The organism is Mammaliicoccus sp. H-M34 (assembly GCF_022386495.1).
Classification (GTDB): domain Bacteria; phylum Bacillota; class Bacilli; order Staphylococcales; family Staphylococcaceae; genus Mammaliicoccus; species Mammaliicoccus fleurettii.
In genome coordinates this window covers 94,087-114,661 of sequence record NZ_JAJNIK010000007.1, presented here as the reverse complement: position 1 = coordinate 114,661, position 20,575 = coordinate 94,087, and the positions used below count along the sequence as shown (strand labels likewise).

Sequence of the window (20,575 nt, the reverse complement as noted above, 5' to 3'; positions counted from 1 at the left end):
TGTTAAATGTTTACTAACTATAACTAAAGGCGGTTTTGGGTTTTGAGGAAACAGAGATTAAAGTTAAGTACATTAGTTATTATTGTGGTCTGTATTGTGGTTCTGTTTTCTTTGTTGATAACTGGTATATTGATTAGCAATACGATTAAGGACACAATTCATAAGACGACTGAGGAGAAGGCTGAGGTTATTGGTAAGACGGTTGCAAGATCTGAGGTTGTTCAGTCGGCTTTAGTGGATAATGATGGTAGCAAGAAGGTACAAGAGTATGCTTCTGATATTCAACGGTCGACGGATGTGAGTTTTATTGTTGTTATGGATATGAATGGTGTTAGAAAATCTCATCCTAATGAGGATTTGATTGGAAAGCATTTTAAAGGTGGGGATGAGAAGGATGCTCTCAATGGTCATGTGAGTTCTTCGATTTCTAAGGGGACACTTGGAAAGTCTTTGAGGTCTTTTACACCTGTTTATTCTGATGGTAAACAAGTTGGTGTTGTTGCTGTTGGTGTGCCTATGAAAAGTGTGTCTGATGCTCTAGCGGATGGTAATAAGCAAATTATTATTGGATCGATTATTGGATTGTTTGTCGGTGCCATTGGTGCATATTTGTTGTCTAGATATATTAAGAGAATTTTACTTGGATTAGAGCCTTCCCATATTGCGAAAATACTGGGAGAAAGAAATACAATGTTACAGTCTGTTCATGAAGGCATTGTAGCTGTTGATAAGGAAGGTAAAATTAATTTAGTAAATAAGTCTGCAATGGATATTTTTAAAAAGGCTGGTCTAAAGGATAATCCTATTGGTATGCAGATTAATGATTATATGGCTTCTACACAATTACCAAAAGTTGTTGAGCTTGGTAAACCTGAACGTGATAAAGAACAGAACATTAATGGTTTAAAGATATTAGTGAACAGAGTGCCGCTTATTGTTAAGGATGAAACAGTCGGTGCGATTTCGACTTTTAGAGATAAGACTGAAGTGAATAAATTATCGGAACAATTAGTTGGTGTTAAGACATACGCTGATACTTTACGAGCACAATCCCATGAGTTTAGTAATAGGCTACATGTTATTTCTGGTATGCTACAGATGGAACATTATGATGATTTGAAGCAATACATACATGAAATAGTTGAACTCGGCAGCCAAGAAAGTGGAGATATTACGTCTAAAATTAAAGACGCAGTGTTAGCTGGTTTCTTAATTGGTAAATTAAGCTTAGCGAGAGAACAGAATATTAAACTATCTATTATGAATCACACAACAATTCCTGAACCAAATTATTCATACATCACACATGAAATGATTACGATTATAGGCAATTTAATTGATAATAGTATAGACTCCCTAGTGACTTCTTCTGTTAAAAAGAAAACGATTGATGTACATTTGAAATACGAAAATGAACAATTAATGATTGATGTTATTGATTCAGGATTAATATTTGAAAATAAATTAGATGATCAAATTTTTGAAAAAGGTGTTTCTTCTAAAGGAGAAAATAGAGGATATGGTTTACATTTAGTTCAACAAAGCGTTGAAAAGCTTAAAGGTAATATTAAAATTGATTCTAATGAAGCAAGTAATGTACAATTTTCAGTCGTTATAAACTATCCAAAAAAGGAAGAAGATAAATGTTAAACATACTTATTGTAGAAGATGACCCTATGGTTGCTCAAATCAATCGACAATTTATTGAAAAAATAGATCCTCACGCATTAGTAGATATTGCACAAAATGTTACAGAAGCAATGAGCGTTATAAAAACTAAAGAAATAGATTTATTATTGCTCGATATTTATATGCCAGAAGAAAATGGCTTAACATTTTTGAAATACGTAAGAGAACAAGGTTATAAAATAGATGCTATATTAATTACTGCAGCCTCAGATGTAGAAGATATACAGACAGCATTTCGTTATGGAGCAGTAGATTATTTAATAAAACCATTTGAATTTGGGCGATTCAAAAAATCATTGTTAAAATACAAGCAAGGGCGAAATTTTTATAATGAAAATCGCCATATTAAACAAGCAGATATAGATGCAGCCCTTTTAAATAAAACTACGTTCCAATTGGAGTCAGATCTTAAATTACCAAAAGGTGTAACAAAAGAGACACTACAAATAATAATTGAGAAAATGAATTACTTTGAAGAAAATGAATTTTCAACGGATGAAATATCAAAAATCACAAATATTTCAAGAGTATCCGTCCGAAAATATTTAAAATTTCTAACTGATATCGATGTATTAGAAGAATCCTTAACATATGGTATCGGTCGCCCAATTTATTTCTATAGATTTAAAAAAGATAACTTGAAATATTTAAAATCGTATATAGTATAAACCAAACTACATCACTTTTAGTTTGGTTTTTTTAATTACAAAAAGATAATTAAAATTTCATAACCTATAAATTTTTATAAGCTTTACATAAAATAAGCTTATATCAATTAAGGGGGATATTTATGAACACGAAGACAAGTTTGAAAGCGCTTACTCAAAGTGAGATGCCGCTTGAAAATAATTTTAAAAACATTGGGGATAAGTTATTAAAAGCTAAAGTCGGTGTATTACCATTACCACTTTACGTTATTTTAGCAGCAATTATATTAACTGCATCCATATATAATACATTACCAGCAGACATGATAGGCGGGTTTGCTGTCATTATGATTTTAGGAATATTGCTAGGTGATCTTGGCCAAAGAATTCCAATTTTAAAGGAAATTGGAGGTCCAGCGATTTTAGCTTTGTTAGTACCTTCTATTTTAGTGTTCTTAGATGTAATTAATACGTCTTCAATGGAAGCGGTTACGACTTTAATGAAGACGTCTAACTTTTTGTATTTTTATATTTCTTGTCTTGTTGTAGGAAGTATTTTAGGTATGAATAGTAAAGTATTGATTCAAGGATTTACACGTATGTTTGTACCTTTAGTCGTTGGTACTATTTTAGCAGTATCTGCAGGTCTACTAGTTGGCCTTCTACTTGGTTATGATATTCAACATACTTTATTTTATATTGTTGTTCCTATTATCGGTGGTGGAATTGGCGAAGGTATTTTACCTTTATCAATTGCATATTCATCTATATTAGGTGGTTCTGCAGAGTCATTCGTTTCTCAAATGATTCCAGCAGCAGTTATCGGTAATATTTTCGCAGTAATTTGCGCTGGATTAATGATGCGCTTAGGTGAAAAGAAAACTCACCTTTCTGGAAACGGAAAGTTAGTAAGATCAAAAAATGGTGATGAAATTCTTGAAGAGCAAGAGAAAGAAAAAGTTATTGATTTCTCACTTATGGGCGCAGGGTTACTTATAGCATGTAGTTTCTTTATTGTGGGTACGCTAGGCCAAAAGTTCATCGGTATACCTGGACCTGTAATTATGATTTTATTTGCAACGCTAATTAAATGTTTAAAAGTGATGCCACATAAAATGGAAGATGGTGCACACAATTTATATAAATTCATATCTACAAGTTTAACTTGGCCATTAATGGTAGGTCTTGGCATGCTTTATATTCCTTTAGAAGATGTCGTGAAAATTGTTACGCCAGCATATGTAGTCGTATGTGCTTCAGTCGTATTAACAATGATCGCTTCTGGATATTTCGTAGGTAAATTAATGAAAATGTATCCAGTTGATTCAGCTATTGTTACAGGTTGTCATAGTGGATTAGGTGGTACAGGAGATGTTGCGATATTATCAGCTTCTAAACGTATGGCACTCATGCCATTTGCACAAGTTGCAACGAGAATCGGGGGAGTGTCTACAGTTATTTTAGCATCACTACTATTAAAATTATTGAGTTAAAAAATAAAAAATATAAGGAGAATTTAAAATGACAGATAGAAGCGAATATAGCGAATCTATTAATTTACACAATGAACATACAGGTAAAATAGAAATTACAAGTAAAGTTGAAGTGAATACAGTAGAAGATTTAAGTGTTGTTTATACACCAGGTGTTTCAGAAGTTTGTAGAGCAATTGCTGATGATGAAACAAGAGCTAATACATTAACAGCGCGAGGCAATATGATAGCTGTTATTACAGATGGAACTGCTGTACTAGGTTTAGGAGATATTGGTCCAAAAGCGGCAATCCCTGTAATGGAAGGTAAGAGTATTCTATTTAAGCAATTAGCAAACGTTGATGCTTTTCCAATTTCTTTAGATACAAAAGATACAGAAGAAATCATTTCCATAATTAAAGCATTACAACCTAATTTTTCTGGAATAAACTTAGAAGACATATCCGCACCACGTTGCTTTGAAATAGAGAAGAGATTAATCGAAGAATTAGATATCCCAGTATTTCATGACGATCAACATGGAACAGCAATTGTAGTACTAGCAGCACTAATCAATGCACTTAAAGTTGTAGAAAACGAAGATATCAATGCAAAAATCATTATAAATGGAGCAGGGTCCGCAGGTATTGCTATAGCTAAATTATTGTTAGAAGCGGGTTATAAAAACATTACATTGGTTAGTCTAGAAGGTGTATTAAGCAAATCTGAAACATGGCTAAACAGTACTCAACGAGAAATTGCGGAATATACTAACATTGATAATCAAAGAGGCACACTAGATGACGTTATACAAAATGCAGATGTATTCATTGGCGTATCTGGACCAAAAGCATTAACAAAAGAACATATAAAAATAATGAACGATAATCCAATCATATTTGCATTAGCAAATCCAATACCGGAAATATATCCAGAAGAAGCATATGAAGCAGGTGCATCAGTTGTTGGAACAGGGCGCTCAGATTATCCTAACCAAATCAACAACTTATTAGCATTTCCAGGTATATTTAGAGGTGTATTAGACGCACAAACACAACACATAACAACAGCCATGAAAATTGCCGCAGCCAAAGCAATCGCTTCAACAATAGAAGACGACGAACTCAATACAAACTATGTCATACCAAACTCATTAGACAAAAGAGTCGTAGAACAAGTCTCAGAATCCGTTAAGAAATGTGTAAGAAATCAGGAAGAAGTATTAGTTAAGTAAATGAATATGTAACTTTGCAGCACGTGTCTTTATTCAAAAAAGAGATAAACACATTGAGATTACCCAGGAAATAAAGAAATATAGATAAAAAACTGAGGCTGAGACAATTAATTTGTCTCAGCCTCAAATCATTATATAGTCAGTAATGATACCTACAAGAAATAATTAAGATAGATGAATCTTTTATTGTATATACTAATCTATGTTCATGATTAATTCTTCTACTATAATAACCAGAATAATTGCCTATTAGTTTTTCAGGTTTTCCTATTCCACATAAAACGCCATCTCGGGAGATACTTTTTAAAAGTTGATTGATTCTTTTTACTAACTGTTTATCTTTTTCTTGGAAATACTCATAATCTTCAAATGCTTGAGGTGAGAATGTAATATCTAATTTACTCATCAACATCAATTACTTTATTAACGGTATTACCACTTTCTACATCTGCAATTGACTCTGATAAGTGTCTTGCATTAGAAGGATTTTGTTGTAAATATAAAGTTTCCATTATAACGTTATAATCACTTTCAGAGATTAAGACGGCATTATGTTCATTTGTAGTAATTGTAATAGGATCATTATCGTTATTTACTTTATCAATTAATTCTCGAAAATTATTACGGGCATAAGAATACGTTCTAACGGTCATAATATCCCTCCTTACTTATTTGATCATTATTGTACAAGAAATTGTACAATGTAGCAATGCCTTTTAAATTAAAAATAGCTAGTTATGCTCATGATTTTATAATACATAACAAATGTATTGAAATATGTAATGTTAAAAGATAAAATTGTAATAATACATGTAAGCGCTTTAATTTATTTTAAGAGATAGATAAACTGAGGAGGGGCAACATGAATAGTGATTTATACTTAATATTGATTGCAGTAATAGGTATCGGTGTATTACTTTATTTAGTTATGGTATCTAAATTACAAGCCTTTGTTGCGCTACTTATTTCAAGTGTTCTTATTGGCTTAGCTTCAGGTATGGACTTAAACAAAATAGTTGAAACTGTTGAAAGTGGAATGGGCGGTACTTTAGGATTTATAGCTGTTGTTGTTGGTCTTGGTGCCATGTTTGGTGAAGTGTTAAAAGTTTCTGGTGGTGCAGAGAGATTAGCTTTGACAATGGTTAATAAATTTGGTGACAATAAGGCGCAATGGGCACTTGGTATAACTGGTTTCATTGTATCTATACCTGTATTTCTAGATGTGGCCTTAGTTATTTTAATCCCAATAGTTTATAGTTTAGCTCAAAAGTCTAAGAAGCCTATACTTTTTTATGGTATTCCTTTATTAGCAGGTTTAGCTGTAACACATGCATTTGTTCCGCCAACACCTGGACCGATTACAGTAGCTAAAATGTTAGGGGTAGACTTAGGGTGGGTTATACTATTTGGTGTAATTGCTGGTATACCTGCAATGATTATAGCTGGTCCAATTTTCGGAACATTTATCAGTAAGAAAGTACATATCGAAATGCCAGATATCGCAAAACTGCATGGAGAAGTAAAAGGTATTAAATCAGAAAAAGATCTACCTAGCTTTGCTTTAGTAGTGAGTCTGATTTTAATTCCTTTAATTTTAATATTAATTAATACCGTATCAGGTGTCGTTTTGTCAGACGGTATGGTTAAAGATGTTCTTACATTTGTTGGTCATCCTTTTATAGCATTGATCATTACAGTATTATTAACATTTTGGTTATTAGGTACTAGAAGAGGTTACACTAAAGATGAATTACAAGAAATTGCAACTAAAGCATTGGAACCAGCAGGTATTATTATCTTGATTACCGGTGCGGGTGGTGTATTTAAACAAACTTTAATTGATAGTGGTGTTGGTAAAGTAATGGGTGAATTTATGGCACAAACGAGCTTACCAATAGTAATGGTAGCATTCTTAATCTCATTGTTCGTTCGTGTAGCACAAGGTTCTGCAACAGTAGCAATGGTAACAGGAGCAGGACTCGTCTCACCAATAATTGCTGATATGTCAGTATCACAGCCAGTCTTGGGACTTATAACAATCGCAATCGCGGCAGGATCCACAGCAGTATCACACGTAAATGATTCAGGATTCTGGTTAGTAAATAGGTTCTTCGGAATGACAGAAAAGCAAACACTCAAGACATGGACAGTAATGGAAACAATAATTGGATTTGTTGGATTTGCTGTTGTGATGATATTAAGTTTGTTTATAAAGTAGGAAATTAAGAAATATAGGAAAAAATTGAGGCTGAGACAATTAATTTGTCACAGCCTCAAATCATTATATAGTCAGTAATGATACCTACAAGAAATAATTAAGATAGATGAATCTTTTATTGTATATACTAATCTATGTTCATGATTAATTCTTTTTTACCAATTTCTTATCTTTTTCTTGAAAATACTAGGTTTTTGTTTGATAAAATTAATAAACTTATATTTAACGTGCTTTTAGTTCATCGCTTGTCATCCATTTATGATTTTTAACCATTTTGTCATCTTCAGTTGATTTATAATCAACTACATAAACAGTTGTTTTGTTTACATCATCTATTTTTGCTTCTGAGCCTTTCATACCTTTCATGTGGTCTGCTTCTAATTTAACAGTGTCTCCTTTTTTGAAGCCTTCTTTAGGTGCATCTGCTACTTCTTCATTAACGACCCATTTATGATTTTTAACTTTTTCTCCACCATCTTTAGGTGTATATGTTACTTCATAAGCATAAGTTTTATAAGCACCTTTAACCGTACCTTTAGCATTTTTCATACCAGGCATATGACCTTCTGTAATCGTAACTTTATCATCTTTTTTAAATTTACTGTCTTCTGTAGTTTTCATACCTTTAGGAACTTTACTATCGCTTTTATGATCCATATGCTCCATATTTTCTTCTTGTTTGTGATTTTTATCTTTTTTGTTTTCGTCCTCTTTATCTGATGAACAAGCTGATAATACCAATCCTGATGCTAATAAAATAAAGCTTAATTTTTTAATCATTTTTAAATCTCCTTATTAATTTAATTTTAGTATGAAAGCGTTAATTGCTACGATAATCGTACTGAATGACATGAGTATAGCTCCTACAGCAGGGGATAAGATTATTCCGATAGAAGCTAGTATTCCGGCTGCTAAAGGTACAGCGATAATGTTGTATCCAGCTCCCCACCAAAGGTTTTGAACCATTTTCTTCATTGTATTTTGAGAAAGATCTAAGAAACTTATAATGTCTGATGGATTGCTTTTAACGAGTATGACGTCACCAGATTCAACGGCAACATCTGTACCTGCACCTATAGCCATGCCAATATCGGCTCTAATAAGACTTGGCGCATCATTAATACCATCGCCAACCATCATCACTTTACTACCTTTTGATTGATAATCTTTAATAATTTTTTCTTTATCTTCGGGCATTAATTGTGAATGGACATCATCAATACCTAATTCTTCAGCAACTGCTTGGGCTACTTCGTTATTATCACCTGTAAGCATGACAGGTGTGATGTTTCTAGATAATAGATCTGAAACCATTTGTTTTGAAGTTTCTTTAATGTTATCACCTTGTGCGATAACACCAATAACTTGCTTGTCATCAATTAAATAACTAACAGAGTTGCCTTCTTTAGCAAGGTTAGTAAATTGGTCTTTATTGTAATCAAATTTATTTTGCTCTAAATAAGTGATATTTGTTATTTTTAATTTTCTATTATTAACAGTACCTTCTAGTCCGACACCTGGTAAGTTGTTGACTTCCTTAGGGCTAGAATAGGAAATGTTTTTACTTTTAACGTAATTGACGATACCAGTAGCAAGAGGGTGATTTGAATTACTTTCTAAGGAAGCAAATAAACTCAATACATCTTCATCTTTTAACTGTTTATCAAAACTTTCATAATGATTAACTGAGAATTTCCCTTCAGTTAATGTACCTGTTTTATCCATCATGATATAACTTAAATGTCGGGCAGTTTCTACTGATTCTCTATTTTTGATAATTAAACCATTGTGAGCACCAATAGATGTAGAACGGGCAGTAACTAAAGGAATTGCTAATCCTAAAGCATGTGGACAAGCAATGACGAGTACTGTTACAAGACGTTCAAGTGCAAAATCAACATCATTATGGATAAGCATCCATACTATAAATGAAATTAAACCGATACTAAATGCAAAGTAGAATAAATAACCAGCTACTTTATCTGATAATAACTCAGCTTTGGACTTATCATTTTGTGCTTGATTTACAAGTCCCATTACTTGAGAGAGATAGCTATTTTCACCAGTAGCAGTAACTTTTACTCGTATCGTACCTGAACCATTGATAGAACCACCAATAACTTCATCTTCAAATGCTTTAGGAACGAGCTTCGATTCACCCGTTACTAATGCTTCGTCAATAGATGTCTCACCTTGTATGATGATACCGTCAACGGGTATGCTTTCACCAGCTTTAACTTCAACGATATCATCAATATCAATTTCAGATATTTTTACTTCTTGGCGCTCGTCTTCACTAATTATTTTTATAGCTGTCTTAGGTAAGAGCTCTGCCATTTTCTTCAAAGCATTACTGGCATTACCAACGGCATTCATTTCAATCCAATGTCCTAATAACATAATGACAATTAAAGTAGCTAACTCCCAGAAAAAGTCCATAGTATGTGCTGCGTTAGTAAAGTTATTCATATAGAATGCATATAAACTATAAATATATGCAACAGAAATACCTAGCGTGACTAATGTCATCATTCCAGGTTTTTTACTTAAAATTTCATATTTAGCACCAGTAATAAATGGTTTTCCACCATAAAAGAATAATGTTGTAGCAAGAACTAATACAATCCAATCTGAACCTTTAAATGAAAATTGAAACGGCAATGTTATCCCCATCATCGGTGATAGAATAATAATAGGTATTGCGAAAATTAATGAAATAAAGAATTTACTTTTAAAATCACCATGGTGATGAGCTTGATCACTGTGGTCACCATGGGTTTCATGATCTTGATGGCTATGGTGTTCATGATTATGCTCGTTTTCTTTATTCAAGATAGTAAACCTCCTATTTATAAAATTTTAAAACAACTAGTTAATAATCATAGTATATCATATACCCCCTGTAGGTATACAGCGGAATGAATTATTAGTGATTTTATTGTTCAATAACAACAATCATGGTTTACAATAAATAGTGATAACGAGCCTTCCAAGAACTTTATAAATAAGAAAAGTAGATACAAATTGGAGCTGAAAATATGGAGATACAAGATTATGCTTGGAACGAACATGAAAGAGCTTTGAAATTACAAAATGAAATAATAATCCCATCAAAATATAAAATTAAAATAATTGATGATATTGATAAAAGAATAAACTTAGAAGAAATTTTAGAAACACTTACACAAAAAGAATTAGCAAAGTGGGCAATAGCAAATGCTAGAAGGTATATAAATGATATAGATATTGGAGATAGCAAATTACAAAATGAAATTATTACAAAAGCAGAACAAACTTTAAAAGAGAGAATAAATGGAGAGACTAATGCTTATAATGTAAGACAAGCAGGATTTTCAGCTAATAAACTAGCACAAAAATCTAAGACAGAAATCAGCAAATATGCAGCGAGAGTCTTTGCACAAGCAATTGCTACCGGACATATGAGAGGCCATGCTATTGTATCTTCAGATTATGCAATACGCGTAATCAATTTAAAAAATGACAATAATCTTTCTTCAATTATAAAAGAAAGAGACAAACAAATAGAAATTTTGAATGAAATAGAAAGAGACTAAAAAAGTGTAGTGGTGAGAGGATAAATATGTAATGACTTAAAAATTTGTTTTGTGTATCGGAGATGTGTGAATGAGTAAAATACGTTTAATCATAACGCCATTAATTATAAGTTTAATACTTACACTTATTATATATTTTTTATTTTTAATTATTGATTTAATAACAAATTATCATACTTCTGACGTGTTATTAAACGTAGATTTTATTAGGAATTATGAAAATATAACTTTGATAGAAGAGTTGAGCTACCATTACTTAACTACTTTAATCATAGTAATCATCACTATTGTTATTTATGTTAATTACATTAATTTAAAACCGCTATTTTTTATAATATTATTAATCACTTTCACTATTTTGTATCCATTTCTTATAAAATTGTCAGTAAGGGATATGTTTGAATATAGCTTAAATGAACATGTTATTTGGATATTTGGGCATATATTATTTCTATACTTATTAAACACTATTATGACAAGTCAATGTCTCAGGATTCTAGTTAGTAAATAGAGTCTTCGTGCGATTCGGGTAGATTTGAGTAAAAACGCACGATATCTCAGGAGTCTTCGTGCGATTCGGGTAGATTTGAGCAAAAACGCACGATATCTTAGGAGTCTTCGTGCGATTCGGATGGATTTGAGCAAAAACGCACGATATCTCAGAAGTCTTCGTGCGATTCGTCTGGATTTGAACTAAAACGCACGATATCTTAGAAGTCTTCGTGCGATTCGCCTAGATTTACCTAGATTCACCTAGATTCATAGCATCCTATCCATATACAACAAAAAACGAAGAGGCTGAGACAACTATTTTGTCTCATTCTCTTCGTTTTTATATTATTTTCTGCTTTTGATTAACAAATACATAAAGAATGGTGAACCGATGAGTGCGGTGAATATTCCTGCTGGGATTTCTTTTGGTAAGAAGATGGTTCTTCCTATTAAGTCACTCAATAAAATAATGATTGCACCAATGATTGCGCTATATAACAAGCGATTTCTAAATTGATGTCCTCCGATTCTCATTGCAATATGTGGTGCGATGAGTCCAACAAATTGTATGCCGCCTACGTAACTCATTGATATACCAATTAAGATGCTCATTGAAATGAGGGCAATGACGGTTATGTATTGATAAGGATTACCTAATGCAAATGACAAGTTTCTTCCTAAATAATGTACATCAAATGACCTTGCATAGTACAACAGTATAAACGTCACGATGAGTAATATACTTCCTACTATCATAACTTGATTATATTCTGCTTGATGCACTGAACCTGTAATCCATATTTGTGCTTGGGCACTACGTTTATTTGAAGTCAAAATTAAGAACATAACAATTGCCTGACAAAGTATATTAAAACTAATACCTATCAAGATTAAACGGTCTCGTTTGTAACTTTTTCTTAAAGCTAAAAAGTACAATAGTGCTGTAATAATGACAGCTCCTAGCATAGAGAATATCGGTTGATATGTAATTGGTAATAATAACGCTTCTGTACTTGTTGTTAACACAATTAAAAACATTAAAGACCCTACATTTGCACCTTGTGATATACCAATGACATCTGGTGATGCTAAAGGATTCTTAGTGATGAATTGTAAGACACACCCTGCGATACCAAGGGCTGCACCAGTTACGATTGCGAGTAAGACTCTTGGCAGTCTTAATGTATTAATAACAAGATTTGTATAAGGATCTCCTAATTTAAAGAGGCCGCTTAATACATTTTGTGGCGCGATAAAGCTATCTCCTAACATGAGCGTAAGTATAGTAGTTAACATGAGCGTTATGATTAGTGTGATTAATTTCTTCATTCTGTTAACTCCTTACGTTTAAGAATTAAATAAATGAATATTGGTGTACCGATCAATGCTGTTGTAATACCTACAGGAAGTTCTCTCGGCATGAGTAAATATCGACTCAAAATATCACTTAGTAATAGAAGACAGCCACCTAATATACCTGATAATGGTATGACGATAAAGTGGTTATGTGACTTGCATATCAATTTTGCAACGTGTGGTGTAATAAGACCTATAAATGAAATCGGTCCTGCTAATGCAACTGCCGTACCACTTAAAAGGACAACTGCAATCATTGTAAATATTTTAATGGTTAATATTTTAGCTCCAAGACCTTTCAGTGCATCATCACTCAACATATATAAATTGAGTGGTTTAGCCATGTATAAAGCAATGATTAATCCGCCAACAATGAATGGCCAAATATAGATTAAAATATTGATATTTTTATTAGCAACAGAACCATTTAACCAATATATCAATTCTTCTATTGCTGATTCATTATAAATAAGCAAACCTTGTGTAATTGCCATACAAAATGCACTAATGCTCGCGCCGAATAAAGTTAATTCCATTGCATTAAACGGTTTGTAAGGTAAGGTTGTTGCTAAAATGATTAGTGTTGCAATAATGATTGTACCGATGAAAGCCATAAATGCTAATTGAAATCCACCGTTCATACCGAATCCAACAGTAGCAATTACTACCATTAAACTCGCACCACTGTTAACCCCCATGATGCCAGGGCTTGCAAATGGGTTACGGGTAATGGTTTGGATCATTACACCACTAATACCCATTAAAACACCGACAACCCCGCCCAAAATTGCGCGAGGTAGTCTTAAATGTGTGAGTACACGTTGATCTTTAATTGTTTCTCCGTTGATATAATGATGCCATATATCTAAAAAGCTGAAATGTTTATAACCTAGCATCATACTTAAGATGAATAGTAAGATAAACAATCCTGTGAATAGGAGAAACCACCAAAGGTATTTATTTTTCACTTAGCTTTTCCTTTAAATCGTCAATCATCATATTGGCAGATAACACACCACCTGAAGTGTTCCAAACAGCGTCATCTACTTTATAGACATGACCTTTCTTAGATGCTTCTAAGTCTTTAAATGCTGGATCATTTATCCATTCTTTTTCTAACTGAGATACTTTCTTATCATCTTCTTGGAAAGTGAAGTAGAAGATATAGTCTCCATCCATTGCTTTCATTCGTTCTTTCGTAACACCTTTTTCAGCAAAGTCATCTTTATCTTGACCTTTAGGACGTTTAATTCCTAACTCATCTAAGATTACACCAGAGAATGTATCTTTATGGTATATTCTAACGTCTCCAGGCATAAAGCGAACCATTGAAACTTCTGAATTTGCTTTATCACCAATTTCTTTTTTAGCTTTTTCTACATGTTTATCATAATTGCTTAGAACTTCTTTACCTTTATCTTCTTTATTTAAAGCTTTTGCATATAAACTGAAGTTATCTTTCCAATCTCCACGTAATTCATTTGAAAATACTGTCGGAGCAATTTCGGAAAGCTTCTTGTATTGAGCTTCTTGTCTGAATTTATTACCGATAATTAAATCTGGTTTTAATTTAGCGATTTTTTCTAAGTTGATTTCACTTTCTCCACCAACTGGCTCAATACCTTTGTATTTCTTTTCTAAATGTTTATACCAAGGATTACCTGTATATGAATTTGCAGCTCCAACTGGTTTAACGCCCATTGAAACAACAGCTTCAGTACCTTCATTTGTTAAGACAACAACACGTTTAGGATCTTTAGGTACTTTAGTTGTACCCATAGCATGTTTAACTTCATGCGTATCTTTACTTGAAGATTCTTCTTGCTTACTACCACAAGCTGCAAGCATTACAACTAAAACTAATAATAATGATAAAAGTCTTTTCATTTGCTTTACCTCTTTCTAAGTCAAATTTATGATAATGATATTCATTATCAATTATAAAATATTTCCTTTTTTTGTCAATACAAAATTTGATTGTGATTATAACCTTTGTATATATTCGAACTAAAATACTGAACATGGTGATAAATATACCATAAAACTCGGATATACGAAATCTGTGTATAGTTGTGCTTAAATATAGCGGATGTTAGGTAGTTCATGAGATAAAAATTGTAAATGACTGATGTCGTATCCATAGCTACCAGCGTATTTAAACACGACCCAATCTCCTGTTTTTATATGGTTAATTTTATAAGGTTGGCCGAATACGTCATTAGGGGTACATAATTTACCTGCAAATACGACTGTATCATCAATGATTGATTTAGTTCTACCAATTGTATCTTTGGATTCTAAAATTTCATAAGGTTGATTATGGTTCCATGCTTTAGGAAATCTGAAATGATTTGTACCACCATTTAATAATACAAATGTCTTGTCATGCATGGATTTAATATCAAATACATTTGCTGCATAATAACCAATTGGTCCCGTAACAAAACGACCTAATTCAAATGTTAAGCGAGGTAAGTGGTGAATACGTGTTGCAAAGTAGTCAAAGTCAAACAGCTTTTGTTCATCATAATCTATACCAATACCTCCACCTACATTGATGGAATAATCTTCAGGTAAATGTGCTTTATATTGATTTGTAAATTCGACTGCACTTTCTATGAATGTTACATGTGCATCTTCATCTAAATTATTGCTCATTGAATGAAAATGAAAACCAGTGAATTTGATACCCTTCGTTTCTTTGCAGATTTGAATGGCTTCATTGATATCACTGTAAGGCATGCCAAATTGTGTTGGAACACCTGCCATTTTCAATTTTGCTGTAGATTTAATATTGCTTAAATTAATTCGGATCATCACTTCAATAGTTTGGTTAGAATTTTTAAGTAAATCTATTAAATAATCTAGTTCAAATAGACTTTCTACTTGAATAGACTTTACGTGTTCTTCTAATGCATATTCTAAGTGTCTCTTAGTCTTCACTGGACCACCATATATAATGGGAATGTTTGAAGAAAGCGATCTTACTTTTTCAATTTCACCTGAAGAGGCAACCTCAAATCCTGAAACAAAAGGTAAAAGCGTTTCTAATATTTTGAGATTTGAGTTCGCCTTTACGGCATAATAAATATCATGTTTAGTAACTGACTTTATCCAATTGATTCTATTTTTTAATTCTGTTAAATCGTAAATATAATAATCATGATTTGGGTCTTCGAGTGTCTTAGCTATTCTGTTCATATTGATTCTCCTTATTTATCATGAGCATGACGCAAATGAGTGTTAAGAGCAGTCCAGAAATCATTGTGATATAAACAATTTGTATATTGAACTGTTCGAATATAAAGCTTAGTAAAATACCACCGAGCGGGATGAATCCTTTATCCATCATGGAAATAGATAATACAGAGCCTCTATATTTAGCTTCTACATGTTGTTGTACAAGAATTCTATTAGTTGTTCTAAATGCTTGTGATGCGAAGCCCATTAATAATAGGACCGCAGCATATAAATAAATATTTTTTATGAACATGAGTAATACAATCGTGATGATAAATATAACAGTCCATAGTTTTAAACTTTTTATACTGTTCATGTCTTTTGAATGCATAAAAATCAGCAATATGATAATAGAACCTGCTGCAATCATTGCTGTAAAGAGTGAATAGATCATCGTGCGACTGCCAAATTGTTCGTCTACAATACTAGGTAGAATAATCGTATAAGAAAAGCCAAACAACATTGAGAACACACTCGATAACATCAGCAGTATGATAACTGGTTGAGATCTTAAGTATGACCATATTTTATGTTTTGCTTTCTTTTGATGATGTACTTTAGGTAAAGTTTGGTTGAGTAATATGACCATTAAACTTCCTAGTATCGGCAATGATAAGACGACGTTCGAGTTAAACTGTGCTAATAATAAACCACCAAGAAATGGGCCAATCAATCTCGCAAGATTTAATATTAATGCATTTAAACTGATAGCTTTATGCAAGCGGTCAGGTGACACGAAACTTTGAATCAATGCATTCCTTTGAATCGTATCAATTGCTTGGAAGAAGGAACGCACCATAATGATAAATAGAATGATATAAATATTCCATTTTTGCCAAAATGCACAAACTACACTTACCGTTAACAACATATTAAATAAATGGATGATATACATTAACTTTGTTGAGCTAACGGTATCGATGAGTTTACCAATGATAAACGCAAAGGCTAACTGTGGCATTAATCTTGCAAAGTTAATATAAGCGATATAGATGGCACTTCCCGTTAGCTGCAACGTAATCCAATTTAACGCAATAATATCTACCCAATCAATCGTTCGAGCGATACACTGAGAACTTATAAAACGATGATAAGGATTAAATTTTAACTTCATCATTCATTAAGAGCGGGTTTGCTCTTTGTACATAAATATCTTGTTTATCATTTGATATGCGCATCGTTAACAATGCTTTTTCGTTTATAGTCTCTGTGTAGAATGCTTTTATATCTGCTTCAGTATGTTCTCTGTTTTGAGTTTTTAACATTTCAAATACAGCTTTGAATTTACGATTAATACGATGCCATAATTGTTTCTTATCATAATGAAAATCTTCGCTAAAATGATGAACGAGTGTGTTTAAATGATTGCTAATTAAAGTGTTTTGCACTTTTTCGTACATGCTATCCGTTGTAGCGTTTGTTAAAGCATCGCTTAATTTTAGCCATTCGGGAACGCGACTCGTATCAATACGTAGACCGCCAAAGTCTCTTACATGTAAACGAGTAGGGACACCGTGCATAAATTCAAATGACATATTTTGCAGATGTGCTTCTAAGCCAATGCCATATTTCGTCATAAGTGTGAGGGCAGTCTCAACTAATATCGAAGTATATTGATCGAACCAATCGATTGGTGTTTGCGTTTCACGAGCTGATTCAATAACATCGATGTAAACTTTTTTGTTATTTTCGTTAAATTCAAATAAACATGTGGCAGTATAAAGCAATGATTGTGTTTGTAAGTATTGCGTGTTATTTTCTCGTAGAATAAATGATAAATTACGTTGTTTATCTTCTTGTTCGTGAATGTAAGTCATACCGCCATATTCTAAAACAGGCAAACTAATATCATTTAGACGTTTGTCAGTCTTATATATAAATTTAAAATATTCTCCGATATTTTTAGAATTAATAATACTATTATTGCTTATCGAACGTATCGTTGAAGTCATTTGTGAATTTACTGGCAGTTTAATAATGGGTGTAACGGCATCTAATGGACAGACAGTTCGGAATGATGAAGTACTTTTAACTAAACCACCTTTATGTTGTAATGGGATAATTTCTTTGGATTGAATTTCTTCATGATAAACATTAGGTATAACATGTTCGTATTGATAAGGATGAACAGGTATTAAGTCATAACCATCCGGAATTAATCCCGTATAGCCACTAAATTCAGCTATTGTATTCATTTCTGATGTTTCTAAATTGTTATAAAGTAGTCCTTTTTTAACGAATAACCAGTTAAGTTTGAAAGCTTGATTATATTCGGGTGAATATTGCATGACTTCTTTGAAAGATAGTCCTAATTTCGTCTTAGCACATGGATGTATATTATGTCCTGTAATGACATACTGTTCACTGTGTAATAATGGATGATCACTTTTAGGTGTATGCGAACAGTGAATGAAACTCATTGCTTGATTGATAAGGTGATTTTCTATTTCAACAAGTAATTTATGATAGTTAAATGCGTCATCGCTGTGATGATTAAGCCAATGAATCAATTCAAGTGGATCATGAATATTAAGTGTAGTATCACCTTCAATTATTTGAATATGATGATTGCGTGAATCGTAAGTGATGTATATACGATTGCTAATATATAATACTGAGATATCATCTACTATTTCTACACGTGTAATGGGATGTGTGACTTCTTCATACAAACATGTTAATAATTTCTTGAATGTGATCGTAATGCTATCTTGTATACATTGTTCGATGTAATGGCGCTCGTATTTTTCTGTATTTGCATATACCTCGTTAGTCCAACGCATTTATTTGTCCTCCATGAATAACGGATTATTAATTTTTGTATATTGATAGTCGTAACCTTCAGAGAAAATTCTCATTTTTAATAATGATTTAATATTGAAAGCGGATTGTTCTAAAATATTTATTTCAGGTGCACAATGTTCGTGATGTTCAGCAATTTTACTTCGAATAATTGTATAGCCTTCTTCACTTTTATAACCGTAAGATTCCAATACTTGTATCAGTTGGAATAGGTGATTATAAAGTACTGCGTGAGAGAATACAGATAATAAATCTTCAAATGAATCAGTGATTAATCCAGTAGAAGAATCAATGTCTATATCTCGATCAAATAGTCTTACACCACCAAAGTCTCTAACATAAATAGAGATAGGCATGCCGTCTTTTATTACAACCGTACTGTTTTGCATATGTGCCTCTAAACTAATGCCTTCTTCTAAAATTAATCGATAAGTAGCTTCTAACAAAATATGTGCGTATTCAGTTAAGAATAGCTCAGCAGCAGATTCGAATGATACATTTTGAGCGTTCATTATCGTTTCAATGCATTCAATCAATATATGCTGCTTAGTAATGAAACTTTTAGTAATAAGGCTACCGCATACTAAATGATGGCTATTAGTATCATGGGGTATACGTTCTCTCAACATATAACTACATTTATTGGCATGCTCTTGATTAACATTTAAATAAGCGCCAGATAAGTCTCGTTGGATATAGCTCTTATGATATCCATTTGCACGGTATATACGTTCAACAGCTTCACTAAGTACAATGCCATTGTGGATAGAAGCGGGAGAGACATTTCTAACAGCACTTGTAGCTTGTACATTGACTGCCGTCTTAACAATACAATTCAGCTCTGCAACATCTAAAGTTCTAAATGATAATAGCGGACTACTTTCAACAGCTAAATCGTATAAAGGTATCATAAATTGATTCGTGAACAAGTCTTCAAACTGTGGACCCATGAAATATTCGAGTTGCCATTCGTGAATAAACAGTAACGAATAATCTATAAGCTGTATTTGATGAGACTGACAGTATTCATGAACCCTCTGCTTAAATTTATCTAATTCATGAGTTTGAGTCGTATGGACTTCATTAACGATTGTCGCATCACATAATACAGGAATAACTTTTACTGAATTTCGAAATTCAGGAGAATATTTAATTACCTCATTTATATCTAAACCTAATTTGGTCTTAGTCATAGGGTGAAAAGGATGTCCCTCAGTTACACTCTGTTCAAAAAAGACATCAGTTAGTGCTTCATTCTCAACAAATTCAAAAATATTATGATATTTCTTAGCATATTGATTATGATCTTGTTCAAATTGAATATAACTCAACATTAAATTGCGAATAGAATTGCGAATTTCATTCACAATACGAGCATCTTTAAAAATAGAGTCTTGATCAATATGTTCAAATTTAGCAAGTTGATTAACACGACCAATAACTTCGTCGTAAGCCTTCTTGTATAGAATTTCTATATCTTCCACAGTGAAATCTTGAAAATAATTATGTATATCTTGAATGTAATCGTTAGCAACAATTTCCAAAAAAATCAACTTCCTTTATAATTTATATATTTTATAGTGAGAAACATTCTCAATTATAAAATGTTTGAGTATTTTGTCAATGAAAGGTAATAATAATAAATAATTGCAAGCTATTATATTGAGTATTCTTTTTGTATTATTATTAGTCATATTTAATTAAATTAGAATAAGGAAATCCCACTAGAACTGTTTCATATGAAACATTCTAGTGGGATGGAAGTGAAACATGAAATACAGGCCGATAAATAAAATTAGCGACCCGAAAACGCAAAATACAGGCCGATAAATAAAATTAGCGACCCGAAA

Annotated in this window: 18 protein-coding genes; 6 read left to right on the top strand and 12 right to left on the bottom strand. The window is 32.4% G+C overall.

Features of this window, described 5'->3' with window-relative positions:
* Positions 1-96 precede the first annotated feature (96 nt).
* The 4 genes from dcuS (at position 97) to LQ608_RS09765 (ending at position 5,042) form a co-directional block, all read left to right on the top strand.
* On the top strand, positions 97-1,650 hold the full coding sequence (gene dcuS, locus LQ608_RS09780; protein WP_239751619.1) for a DcuS/MalK family sensor histidine kinase: 1,554 nt from the start codon (positions 97-99) through the stop codon (positions 1,648-1,650).
* Positions 1,644-2,357: a response regulator gene (locus LQ608_RS09775; protein WP_239751617.1), complete on the top strand. Its 714-nt coding sequence runs from the start codon at positions 1,644-1,646 to the stop codon at positions 2,355-2,357. The genes dcuS and LQ608_RS09775 overlap by 7 nt, the downstream gene beginning before the upstream one ends.
* Positions 2,358-2,479: 122 nt before the next feature.
* Positions 2,480-3,829: a 2-hydroxycarboxylate transporter family protein gene (locus LQ608_RS09770; RefSeq protein WP_239751615.1), complete on the top strand. Its 1,350-nt coding sequence runs from the start codon at positions 2,480-2,482 to the stop codon at positions 3,827-3,829.
* A 28-nt stretch (positions 3,830-3,857) separates the two neighbouring features.
* Positions 3,858-5,042: an NAD(P)-dependent malic enzyme gene (locus LQ608_RS09765; protein WP_239751612.1), complete on the top strand. Its 1,185-nt coding sequence runs from the start codon at positions 3,858-3,860 to the stop codon at positions 5,040-5,042.
* Between the two features lie 139 nt (positions 5,043-5,181).
* On the opposite strand, the gene LQ608_RS09760 is transcribed toward LQ608_RS09765, so the two are convergent.
* Together LQ608_RS09760 and LQ608_RS09755 are read right to left on the bottom strand one after the other, a co-directional pair.
* The gene (locus LQ608_RS09760) at positions 5,182-5,448 is read right to left on the bottom strand and encodes a Txe/YoeB family addiction module toxin (RefSeq protein WP_239751610.1); all 267 of its coding nucleotides are present in this window, start codon (positions 5,446-5,448) and stop codon (positions 5,182-5,184) included.
* Positions 5,441-5,695, bottom strand: coding sequence for a type II toxin-antitoxin system Phd/YefM family antitoxin (locus LQ608_RS09755; protein WP_239751607.1), 255 nt, complete (start codon positions 5,693-5,695; stop codon positions 5,441-5,443). The genes LQ608_RS09760 and LQ608_RS09755 overlap by 8 nt, the downstream gene beginning before the upstream one ends.
* A 209-nt stretch (positions 5,696-5,904) precedes the next feature.
* Here LQ608_RS09755 and LQ608_RS09750 point away from each other — a divergent pair, with 209 nt between their 5' ends.
* Positions 5,905-7,260, top strand: coding sequence for a GntP family permease (locus LQ608_RS09750; RefSeq protein ID WP_119634432.1), 1,356 nt, complete (start codon positions 5,905-5,907; stop codon positions 7,258-7,260).
* A gap of 71 nt (positions 7,261-7,331) precedes the next feature.
* On the opposite strand, the gene LQ608_RS09745 is transcribed toward LQ608_RS09750, so the two are convergent.
* The 3 genes from LQ608_RS09745 to LQ608_RS09735 form a co-directional block, all read right to left on the bottom strand.
* Positions 7,332-7,409, bottom strand: coding sequence for a type II toxin-antitoxin system YoeB family toxin (locus LQ608_RS09745; protein ID WP_325883665.1), 78 nt, complete (start codon positions 7,407-7,409; stop codon positions 7,332-7,334).
* A gap of 73 nt (positions 7,410-7,482) precedes the next feature.
* On the bottom strand, positions 7,483-8,040 hold the full coding sequence (locus tag LQ608_RS09740) for a YdhK family protein (protein WP_239751605.1): 558 nt from the start codon (positions 8,038-8,040) through the stop codon (positions 7,483-7,485).
* A gap of 15 nt (positions 8,041-8,055) precedes the next feature.
* Complete coding sequence (locus LQ608_RS09735) at positions 8,056-10,113, bottom strand: heavy metal translocating P-type ATPase (RefSeq protein WP_481817136.1); 2,058 nt, start codon at positions 10,111-10,113, stop codon at positions 8,056-8,058.
* 185 nt (positions 10,114-10,298) lie between these two features.
* On the opposite strand from LQ608_RS09735, the gene LQ608_RS09730 reads away from it, so the two are divergent.
* Positions 10,299-10,835, top strand: a complete 537-nt coding sequence (locus LQ608_RS09730; RefSeq protein WP_239751601.1) for a putative immunity protein — start codon at positions 10,299-10,301, stop codon at positions 10,833-10,835.
* Positions 10,836-11,672: 837 nt separating this feature from the next.
* Here LQ608_RS09730 and LQ608_RS09725 read toward each other — a convergent pair.
* The 7 genes from LQ608_RS09725 to LQ608_RS09695 form a co-directional block, all read right to left on the bottom strand.
* On the bottom strand, positions 11,673-12,656 hold the full coding sequence (locus LQ608_RS09725; RefSeq protein ID WP_239751599.1) for a FecCD family ABC transporter permease: 984 nt from the start codon (positions 12,654-12,656) through the stop codon (positions 11,673-11,675).
* Entirely contained in the window at positions 12,653-13,651 is a 999-nt protein-coding gene (locus LQ608_RS09720; protein ID WP_078357505.1) for a FecCD family ABC transporter permease, read from the bottom strand. The genes LQ608_RS09725 and LQ608_RS09720 overlap by 4 nt, the downstream gene beginning before the upstream one ends.
* Positions 13,641-14,570 (bottom strand): ABC transporter substrate-binding protein, encoded by a 930-nt coding sequence (locus LQ608_RS09715; protein WP_239751597.1) that lies wholly within the window; start codon positions 14,568-14,570, stop codon positions 13,641-13,643. The genes LQ608_RS09720 and LQ608_RS09715 overlap by 11 nt, the downstream gene beginning before the upstream one ends.
* A 189-nt stretch (positions 14,571-14,759) precedes the next feature.
* Positions 14,760-15,884 carry an alanine racemase gene (locus tag LQ608_RS09710; protein ID WP_239751595.1) on the bottom strand — a complete coding sequence of 375 codons (1,125 nt, stop codon included), beginning with the start codon at positions 15,882-15,884 and terminating at the stop codon, positions 14,760-14,762.
* Positions 15,868-17,040 (bottom strand): MFS transporter, encoded by a 1,173-nt coding sequence (locus LQ608_RS09705; protein WP_239751593.1) that lies wholly within the window; start codon positions 17,038-17,040, stop codon positions 15,868-15,870. The genes LQ608_RS09710 and LQ608_RS09705 overlap by 17 nt, the downstream gene beginning before the upstream one ends.
* Positions 17,021-18,706 carry an IucA/IucC family protein gene (locus tag LQ608_RS09700; RefSeq protein WP_239751591.1) on the bottom strand — a complete coding sequence of 562 codons (1,686 nt, stop codon included), beginning with the start codon at positions 18,704-18,706 and terminating at the stop codon, positions 17,021-17,023. The genes LQ608_RS09705 and LQ608_RS09700 overlap by 20 nt, the downstream gene beginning before the upstream one ends.
* Entirely contained in the window at positions 18,707-20,269 is a 1,563-nt protein-coding gene (locus LQ608_RS09695; RefSeq protein WP_239751590.1) for an IucA/IucC family protein, read from the bottom strand. It abuts the gene before it with no gap.
* Positions 20,270-20,575: the final 306 nt, after the last annotated feature.